Source organism: Streptomyces sp. E2N166 (assembly GCF_003671715.1).
Classification (GTDB): domain Bacteria; phylum Actinomycetota; class Actinomycetes; order Streptomycetales; family Streptomycetaceae; genus Streptomyces; species Streptomyces thinghirensis.
In genome coordinates, this window is the sequence record NZ_RAIF01000012.1 from 1,125,931 (window position 1) to 1,134,117 (window position 8,187).

General features: G+C 73.6%; 8 protein-coding genes. 3 read left to right on the forward strand and 5 right to left on the reverse strand.

The features are described from left to right. From EBH09_RS12870 to EBH09_RS12880, 3 genes are all read right to left on the reverse strand, one after another. Positions 1 to 802, reverse strand: an 802-nt coding sequence (locus tag EBH09_RS12870; protein ID WP_153182654.1) for a sugar phosphate isomerase/epimerase family protein, incomplete at its 3' end; no start/stop codon positions are given. Positions 803 to 849: 47 nt separating this feature from the next. Beyond that, positions 850 to 2,010, reverse strand: coding sequence for a dihydrodipicolinate synthase family protein (locus EBH09_RS12875; protein WP_121747088.1), 1,161 nt, complete (start codon positions 2,008 to 2,010; stop codon positions 850 to 852). Then, complete coding sequence (locus EBH09_RS12880) at positions 2,007 to 3,158, reverse strand: Gfo/Idh/MocA family oxidoreductase (RefSeq protein ID WP_193776263.1); 1,152 nt, start codon at positions 3,156 to 3,158, stop codon at positions 2,007 to 2,009. The genes EBH09_RS12875 and EBH09_RS12880 overlap by 4 nt, the downstream gene beginning before the upstream one ends. A 213-nt stretch (positions 3,159 to 3,371) precedes the next feature. Here EBH09_RS12880 and EBH09_RS12885 point away from each other — a divergent pair, with 213 nt between their 5' ends. Both EBH09_RS12885 and EBH09_RS12890 read left to right on the forward strand, forming a co-directional pair. Beyond that, positions 3,372 to 4,418: a LacI family DNA-binding transcriptional regulator gene (locus EBH09_RS12885; protein WP_121747089.1), complete on the forward strand. Its 1,047-nt coding sequence runs from the start codon at positions 3,372 to 3,374 to the stop codon at positions 4,416 to 4,418. A 231-nt stretch (positions 4,419 to 4,649) separates the two neighbouring features. After that, positions 4,650 to 5,450: a sugar phosphate isomerase/epimerase family protein gene (locus tag EBH09_RS12890; RefSeq protein ID WP_193776264.1), complete on the forward strand. Its 801-nt coding sequence runs from the start codon at positions 4,650 to 4,652 to the stop codon at positions 5,448 to 5,450. On the opposite strand, the gene EBH09_RS12895 is transcribed toward EBH09_RS12890, so the two are convergent. Both EBH09_RS12895 and EBH09_RS12900 read right to left on the reverse strand, forming a co-directional pair. Continuing rightward, complete coding sequence (locus EBH09_RS12895) at positions 5,434 to 6,075, reverse strand: GNAT family protein (protein ID WP_121747091.1); 642 nt, start codon at positions 6,073 to 6,075, stop codon at positions 5,434 to 5,436. The genes EBH09_RS12890 and EBH09_RS12895 overlap by 17 nt on opposite strands. Next, entirely contained in the window at positions 6,072 to 7,016 is a 945-nt protein-coding gene (locus EBH09_RS12900; protein WP_121747092.1) for an EamA family transporter, read from the reverse strand. Before EBH09_RS12900 ends, EBH09_RS12895 begins: the two co-directional genes overlap by 4 nt. A 121-nt stretch (positions 7,017 to 7,137) precedes the next feature. On the opposite strand from EBH09_RS12900, the gene EBH09_RS12905 reads away from it, so the two are divergent. After that, positions 7,138 to 8,070, forward strand: coding sequence for a LysR family transcriptional regulator (locus EBH09_RS12905; protein ID WP_121747093.1), 933 nt, complete (start codon positions 7,138 to 7,140; stop codon positions 8,068 to 8,070). The last annotated feature ends 117 nt before the right edge of the window (positions 8,071 to 8,187 follow it).

The window sequence follows — 8,187 nt, forward strand, 5'->3', positions numbered from 1 at the left end:
TCGCGGCCCCCGCGTGCGCCGCGAACCGTGCCGCCGTCTCGGCGAGCACCTCCCGCCCGTCCCGCGCCCACAGCTCCTCGTTGAACAGCTCGACCTCGATGGCACCGGTGTACCCGGCCGCCTCCACGTACCCCTTCCACTCCCGCATGTCGATCGCGCCGTCCCCGATCTGGCCGCGGCCGTTGAGGACGCCCTCGGGCAGCGGAGTGGTCCAGTCGGCGAGCTGGAAGGTGTGGATGCGTCCGCCCGCCCCGGCCCGGGTGATCTCCTCGGGCGCCCGGTCGTCCCACCAGATGTGGTACGTGTCGACGGTGACGCCGACCTGGTGCGCCGGGAAGCGTTCGGCGAGGTTTAGGGCCTGGGTGAGGGTGGAGACCACGCAGCGGTCGGAGGCGTACATGGGGTGCAGGGGCTCGATGGCGAGCCGTACGCCGTGCCGCTCGGCGTAGGGGCCCAGTTCCGCCAGGGCGTCGGCGATGCGCTCCCGGGCGGCGCGCAGGTCCTTGTCGCCGGCCGGGAGCCCGCCCGAGACCAGGACGAGGGTGTCGGTGCCGAGGGTGGCGGCCTCGTCGACGGCACGGCGGTTGTCGGCCAGGGCCTTCGCGCGTTCGTCCGCGTCGGTCGCCGTGAGGAAGCCGCCGCGGCACAGGGTGGTGACGGTCAGGCCCGCGTCGCGGACCAGCTTGGCCGCCGCCTCGACGCCGTACGCCTGGACCGGTTCGCGCCACAGGCCGACGTTGGAGACGCCGAGTTCGCGGCAGGCGGCGGTCAGTTCGGGCAGCGACAACTGCTTGACCGTCATCTGGTTGATGCTGAAACGCGTCAGGTCCTGATCGGGGCCGAGGTCGCTCACTGGTCCACTCCGTACAGGTTCAGCAGGGTGCGCATGCGTTCTTCCGCGCGCTTCGGGTCCGGGAACAGGCCGAGGCCGTCCGCGAGTTCGTAGGCGCGGGCGAGGTGCGGCAGGGAGCGGGCCGACTGGAGGCCGCCGACCATCGTGAAGTGGCTCTGGTGACCGGCCAGCCAGGCCAGGAGGACCACGCCCGTCTTGTAGTAGCGGGTGGGGGTCTGGAAGAGGTGCCGGGAGAGTTCCACGGTGGGGTCGAGGAGGGCGCGGAAGCCTTCCGTGTTCCCCGTGTCCAGGACGCGGACCGCCTCGGCCGCCAGCGGGCCCAGCGGGTCGAAGATGCCGAGCAGCGCGTGGCTGAAGCCCTGCTCGTCACCGGCGATCAGCTCGGGGTAGTTGAAGTCGTCGCCGGTGTAGCAGCGCACGCCCTGCGGGAGGCGGCGGCGCAGGTCGACCTCGCGCTGGGCGTCCAGCAGGGAGATCTTGACGCCGTCGACCTTGTCGGGGTGGGCGGCGATGACGTCCAGGAAGGTGCCGGTGGCCGCGTCGAGGTCGGACGAACCCCAGTAGCCCTCCAGGGCCGGGTCGAACATCGGGCCGAGCCAGTGCAGGATGACCGGTTCGGCGGCCTGGCGGAGGAGATGGCCGTAGACCTCCAGGTAGTCCTCTGGGCTACGCGCCGACGCGGCCAGGGCGCGGGAGGCCATCAGGATGGCCTGGGCGCCCGACTCCTCGACGACGGCGAGCTGTTCCTCGTAGGCGGCCCGGACCTCGGCGAGGGTGCCGCCCGTGATCTGGTCGGTGCCCACGCCGCAGGCGATGCGGCCGTCGGCCGCCTTCGCCTCGGCGGCGGACCTGCGGATGAGTTCGGCCGCGCCGGCCCAGTCCAGGCCCATGCCGCGCTGGGCGGTGTCCATGGCCTCGGCGACGCCGAGTCCGTGGGACCACAGGTGGCGGCGGAAGGCGAGGGTGGCGTCCCAGTCGACGGCGGCGGGTCCGTCGGGCGTGGTGTCCGCGTACGGGTCGGCGACGACGTGCGCGGCCGAGAAGACCGTACGGGAGGTGAAAGCGCTTCCTGGGGCTTCCCGGGTGACGGCGAGGGGCTCGGTGCGGGGCTCGTAGGCGCGCAGGGTGCCGCCCGCGTCCGGCAGGTGGAGGGTCACAGCGCGATCTCCGGTACGTCCAGGCGGCGGCCCTCGGCCGAGGACTTCAGGCCCAGTTCGGCGAGCTGCACGCCGAGGGCGCCGGCCAGCAGGTCCCAGTGGTAGGGGGCGTCGGCGTAGACGTGGCGCAGGAACAGTTCCCACTGCGCTTTGAAGCCGTTGTCGAAGTCGCCGTTGTCCGGGACCTCCTGCCACTGGTCGCGGAAGACCTCGGTGGCGGGGATGTCCGGGTTCCAGACCGGCTTGGGGGTGGCGGAGCGGTGCTGGACGCGGCAGTCGCGCAGGCCGGCGACGGCGGAGCCCTCGGTGCCGTCGACCTGGAACTCGACGAGTTCGTCGCGGTTGACGCGCACGGTCCAGGAGGAGTTGATCTGGGCGATCGTGCCGCCGTCCAGCTCGAAGACGCCGTACGCGGCGTCGTCGGCGGTGGCGTCGTAGGGCTTGCCGTTCTCGTCCCAGCGCTGCGGGATGTGGGTGGCGGTGAGTGCCTGGACGGACTTCACGCGGCCGAACAGCTCGTGCAGGACGTACTCCCAGTGCGGGAACATGTCGACGACGATGCCGCCGCCGTCCTCGGCGCGGTAGTTCCAGGAGGGGCGCTGGGCGTCCTGCCAGTCGCCCTCGAAGACCCAGTAGCCGAACTCGCCGCGCACGGACAGGATGCGGCCGAAGAAGCCGCCGTCGATGAGGCGCTTGAGCTTGAGCAGGCCGGGGAGGAAGAGCTTGTCCTGGACGACGCCGTGCTTGATGCCGGCGGCGTTGGCCAGGCGGGCGAGTTCCAGGGCGCCGTCCAGGCCGGTGGCGGTGGGCTTCTCGGTGTAGACGTGCTTGCCCGCGGCGATGGCCTTCTTGATCGCCTCCTCGCGGGCCGAGGTCACCTGGGCGTCGAAGTAGATGTCCACGGCGGGGTCGGCGAGGACCGCGTCCACGTCCGTGGAGACGTGCTCCAGGCCGTGCCGTTCGGCCAGCGTCCGCAGCGCGTGCTCGCGGCGGCCGACCAGGATCGGTTCCGGCCACAGCACGGTGCCGTCGCCGAGGTCGAGGCCGCCCTGTTCGCGGAGGGCCAGGATGGAGCGGACCAGGTGCTGGCGGTAGCCCATGCGCCCGGTCACACCGTTCATGGCGATTCGCACCGTCTTGCGTGTCACGTCGTTCCCTTCGTACGGGCGGTGAGGTGGAGGTAGTGCGGTACAGCAAGCGCTTTCTATGCAGTACGAAGCTAGCCTGTGGACGGTGGTCTGGACAAGACCGGGATCCCGGGCGAGTTGTTCGAGGGGACGAACAGCGGCGGGCCGTGGTCGTAAGGTCACCTGGGACGGGACGACGGTGTGCGGCACAGGCGCGATGCGGAGGACGAGGACATGACGGTGACACTGGCGGACGTGGCGGCCCGCGCCCAGGTCTCCCCCGCGACGGTGTCGCGCGTGCTGAACGGGAACTATCCCGTGGCCGCCTCCACCCGGGAGCGGGTGCTGAAGGCGGTCGACGACCTGGACTACGTGCTCAACGGCCCCGCGAGCGCGCTGGCCGCGGCCACGTCCGACCTGGTGGGCATCCTGGTCAACGACATCGCCGACCCCTTCTTCGGCATCATGGCCGGTGCGATCCAGTCCGAGATCGGCGGGCCGGGCGGCAGAGCGGGCGGCGAGAGACTCGCCGTGGTCTGCAACACCGGCGGCTCCCCGGAGCGCGAGCTGACCTACCTCACCCTGCTGCAACGGCAGCGGGCGGCGGCCGTCGTGCTGACCGGCGGGGCGATGGAGGACGCGGCGCACCAGGCGGCCGTGGCGGTGAAGCTGCGCAAGCTGGCGGAGGCCGGTACGCGGGTGGTGCTGTGCGGGCGGCCGCCGGCGCCGGACACCGGGGCGATCGCGCTGACCTTCGACAACCGCGGGGGCGGCCGCGAGCTGACCGACCACCTGATCGGGCTCGGGCACCGGCGGCTCGGCTACATCGCGGGCCCGCAGGAGCGCACCACGACCCGGCACCGGCTGGAGGGCCACCGCGCCGCGCTCGCCGCGCACGGCATCGAGGAGGACCCCCGCTGGGCGGTCCACGGCCGGTACGACCGGCAGTCCGGCTACGAGGCCACACTCGAACTGCTGCGCAGGGACCCCTCGCTGACGGCCGTCGTCGCCGCGAACGACTCCGTGGCGCTGGGCGCGTGCGCGGCGCTGCGCGACTCGGGGCTGCGCATCCCGGACGACGTGTCCGTGGCCGGCTTCGACGACCTGCCCTTCAGCATCGACGCGGTGCCCGCGCTGACGACGGTCCGGCTGCCGCTCGCGGAGGCGGGGGCACGGGCGGGGCGCATCGCGATGGGGCGGGAGGAGGCGCCGCCCGGGGGGATCGCCACGGTGCGGGGGGAATTGATGGTGCGGGGGTCCTCCGGAGGGCCGCGGGAGTAGGTGCCGTTGGTCGGTGCCGTTGGTCGGTGCCGTTGCTTTCTCCGCGCCCCGCGTCGGTGCGGGCCTGGTGGGGGCTGCCGCCCCCACACCCCCGCTTCGGCCTGGACGGCCTCGTCCCCAAGCGCCGGACGGGCCGGGTCGGCCCGCCGGGCGTCGGAGTGCGCGGCCTGGCGGCGACACCCGACCGACGGGGAGGAGTGCGGAAGGCAGGTACGGGTACGCTCCGTGGTCATGAAGCTGGCGTTCTCCACCCTCGGTGTCCCCGGCCTGCCCCTGACCGACGTGCTGGGGCTCGCGACCGCGCACGGCTACCACGGTGTCGAGTTGCGCGCCCACCCGGAGGAACCGGTGCACCCCGGCCTGGCCCCCGGTGAACGGGCCGCGGTGGCGGCCGGGTTCAAGGAGGCGGGCGTGGAACTGCTGGGCCTCGCGGGGTACCCGCGGGTCGCCGCGCCGGGCGACGACGACGCCGTGATCGCCGAGATCCGCGCCCTGCTCGACCTGGCCCGCGACCTGGGCGCCCCGTACGTCCGGGTCTTCCCCGGCGGCGGCGCCGACCAGAGCCCCGAGGAGGCCGACGCGACGGCGGCCCGCCGGCTGGGCACGGCCGCCGAGTACGCCACCGAAGTGGACGTGCGCATCCTCCTGGAGACCCACGACTCGCACCGCACCGGCGCTGACGCGATGCGCGTCCTCGGACTGGTCGGACACCGCCAGGTCGGCGCCCTGTGGGACGTGATGCACACCTGGCTGGGCGGCGAGCAGCCCTCGGAGAGCTACCTCGCCCTCGCCCCGCACCTCGGCTACGTCCAGGTCAAGGACATCGCCTCCGCCGAGGACACCACCCCGCTGCCGCTCGGCGCCGGCGTGCTGCCGCTCACCGAGGTGGTGGACGTCCTCTCCCGCGACGGCTGGGACGGCTGGCTGTGCTGGGAGTACGAGAAGCGGTGGTACGAGTCGGCCGCACCGTTGCCGGAACTGCTGGTCGCAGGGCGCGAGCACCTCGCCCGGCTGCTCAGCGACGCGGCGTGAACGTGGGCCGCGCGGGCCGCACCCGGCGCTCCAGCCGCTCGCGGCACCCCGGCCACTCCGCCGCCGTGATCGAGTAGATCGCGGAGTCGCGCAACCGGCCCTCCTCGCCCGGCGCCCAGGAGCGGGACCAGTTGCGCAGCACGCCCTCGAAGCGGGCGCCGGCCGACTCGATCGCGGCGCGGGACCGAGCGTTGCGGGCGTCGGTCTTCAGGTCGACCCGGGACACCCGCCAGACCTCGAAGGCGTGGCGGAACAGCAGCAGCTTGGCCTCGGCGTTGACGCCCGTTCCCTGTGCCGACCGGGCCAGCCAGGTGAAACCGACCTCGATCGCGTCGAGGGCGTCGTCCGTCAGCCAGGAGCGGGGTTCCCAGTAGGAAGTGGCGCCGACCGCCCGGCCGGTGGCGAGGGAGACCTGCGCGTAGGGCGCCAGCCGTCCCGTGGCCGCCCTGGCCAACTGGGCGTCGATGTAGGCGCCGACCTCGTCGGCCCTGGGCACCCACGTGAACGCGTAGGTGCCGCGGTCCTCCTCGGCGGCCACGGCCAGGTCCGCCGCGTGGTGCGGGCCCAGCGGTTCCAGTCGAACCAGCGTGCCTTCGAGGGCCGGGCCCTTCAGGGTGAATGTCACCCGACGGATTCTTCCGCCCGCGCGGACGGCCGTCCAACGGGTTCCGGGCGGGCCGCGACCGCGTCCGGCAGCCCGTCCCGGCCGTGCCGGGCGGGCGTGAGCGTCGTCAGCGCCACCCCGCCCACCAGCAGTGCCGCCGCGCACCACCGCAGCGGGGTCACCGACTCGCCGAGGAAGAGCGCCGCCGACGACATGCCGAAGACGGGCACCAGGAGGGAGAACGGCGCGACCGTGGAGGCGGGGTGACGGTGCAGGAGCCAGCCCCAGGCGCCGAAGCCGAAGACGGTCGAGACCCAGGCGACGAAGAGGATCGTGCCGGCGCCCTGCCAGTCGAGCCCCCGCAGGGCCGCGAGGTCCCGGGACGGGCCCTCCGTCGCGAGGGAGAGGGCGAGCAGGGGGAGCACCGGGACGGTGGACACCCACACCATGAAGTTCAGCGCGTCGGGCGGGGAGGCCTTGCGGGTCAGGACGTTGGACAGGCCCCACGCGGCCGCCGCCCCGACGACCAGCACGAAGGCGCCCAGCGGTCCGGAGGCGCCCTCGTCGAGGGCCGCCACGCCTATGCCGGCCAGCGCCACCACCATGCCCAGTACCTTCACGCCGGTGGGGCGTTCGCCCAGCACCGCCGCCGCGATCACCGCCGTGAACACCGCCTGGACCTGCAGGACGAGGGAGGACAGGCCGGCCGGCATGCCCGTGTCCATGCCCACGAAGACCAGCCCGAACTTCGCGACTCCCAGCACCAGCCCCACGGCCACGATCCACTTCCAGGCCACCTTCGGCCGGCCCACGAGGAAGACGGCGGGCAGCGCCGCCACGAGGAAGCGCAGGGCGGAGAAGAGCAGCGGCGGGAAGTGGTCGAGGCCGATCTCGATGACCGTGAAGTTCACGCCCCAGACGGCGGCGACGAGCACGGCGAGGAGCAGGTGGGAAGGTCGCATGCGTCGAGAATCACGCCCACCCACCGTGAAGCACCAGCGATGATTTCTGCATGGTTGGATGAAGCACTGCTAACTGTTCGTGTCAGGGACCTCAAAGGGATTCACATCAGGGAGCTGCCTCGTGCTCGATCTTCAGCGTCTGCGTGCCCTGCACGCCGTGTCCGTGCACGGCACCGTCGGCGCGGCCGCCGCCGCGCTCGGCTTCACACCGTCCGCCGTGTCCCAGCAGATCGCCAAGCTGGAGCGGGAGACCAGGACGGTGCTCCTGGAGCGGGAGGGGCGCGGGGTGCGGCTCACCGACGAGGCATGGCAACTGGCCGCCACCGCGGTCGAGTTGCTGGCCGTCGTGGAGCGGGCGGAGACCCGGCTGGAGGAGCGGCGCGGGGTGCCGGCGGGGCGGCTGACCGTGGCCGCGTTCGCGTCGGCGGCGCGTGGTCTGATGCCGGCCGTGCTCGCCGACCTGGCGGCGCGGCATCCCGCGCTCGACGCCCGGCTCACCGAGGTGGACCCGCATCTGTCCGTCGACCTGGTGGCGAAGGGCGCCGTCGACCTGGTCGTGGCGCACGACTGGGACATCGCGCCGCTGCCCGCCCCGGCCGGGGTGGAGCAGGCGTTCGTCGGGGAGGACCGGTGCGATCTGCTGGTACCCGAGGGGCACCGGTTCGCGGGGCGGGCGGGCGTGCGGCGGGAGGAGCTGGGCGGGGAGCGGTGGATCTGCCAGCCGCCCGGGCGGGTCTGCCACGACTGGCTGCTGCGGACCCTGCGGGGCGCGGGGCACGAGCCGGACATCGTCCACCAGGCCGACGAGAACCCGACCCTCGTCGCACTGGTCGCGGCCGGGCTGGGCATCGCCCTGATCCCCCGCCTGGGGCGCGGCCCGCTGCCCGCCGGGGTGGTGGAGGTGCCGCTCGTCCCGACGCCCGTACGGCGGCTGTACGCACTGTGGCGCGCGGGCGCGGCCCGCCGTCCGGCGATCGCGGAGACGGTACGCACGCTACGCGCCCACTGGCCGGAAGCCTCGGCCCGCACCGTCTCGCCCTCGCGAGCCGGCTGACCGGCGCCGGAGCCGGACGCGGCGTCGGGACGTTCCCCCGTATCGGGAACGTCCGCCCGTGGCCGGTGGGCCCGCCGGGCGGCACGGGCGGCCCTCGCCCGCCCGTGCGCACCGCAC

Bases quoted from the DNA above. Each gene is read 5' to 3' on its own strand.
- EBH09_RS12885 (WP_121747089.1), top strand. From the start codon at position 3,372: ATGACGGTGACACTGGCGGACGTGGCGGCCCGCGCCCAGGTCTCCCCC.
- EBH09_RS12890 (WP_193776264.1), top strand. From the start codon at position 4,650: ATGAAGCTGGCGTTCTCCACCCTCGGTGTCCCCGGCCTGCCCCTGACC.
- EBH09_RS12900 (WP_121747092.1), bottom strand. From the start codon at position 7,016: ATGCGACCTTCCCACCTGCTCCTCGCCGTGCTCGTCGCCGCCGTCTGG.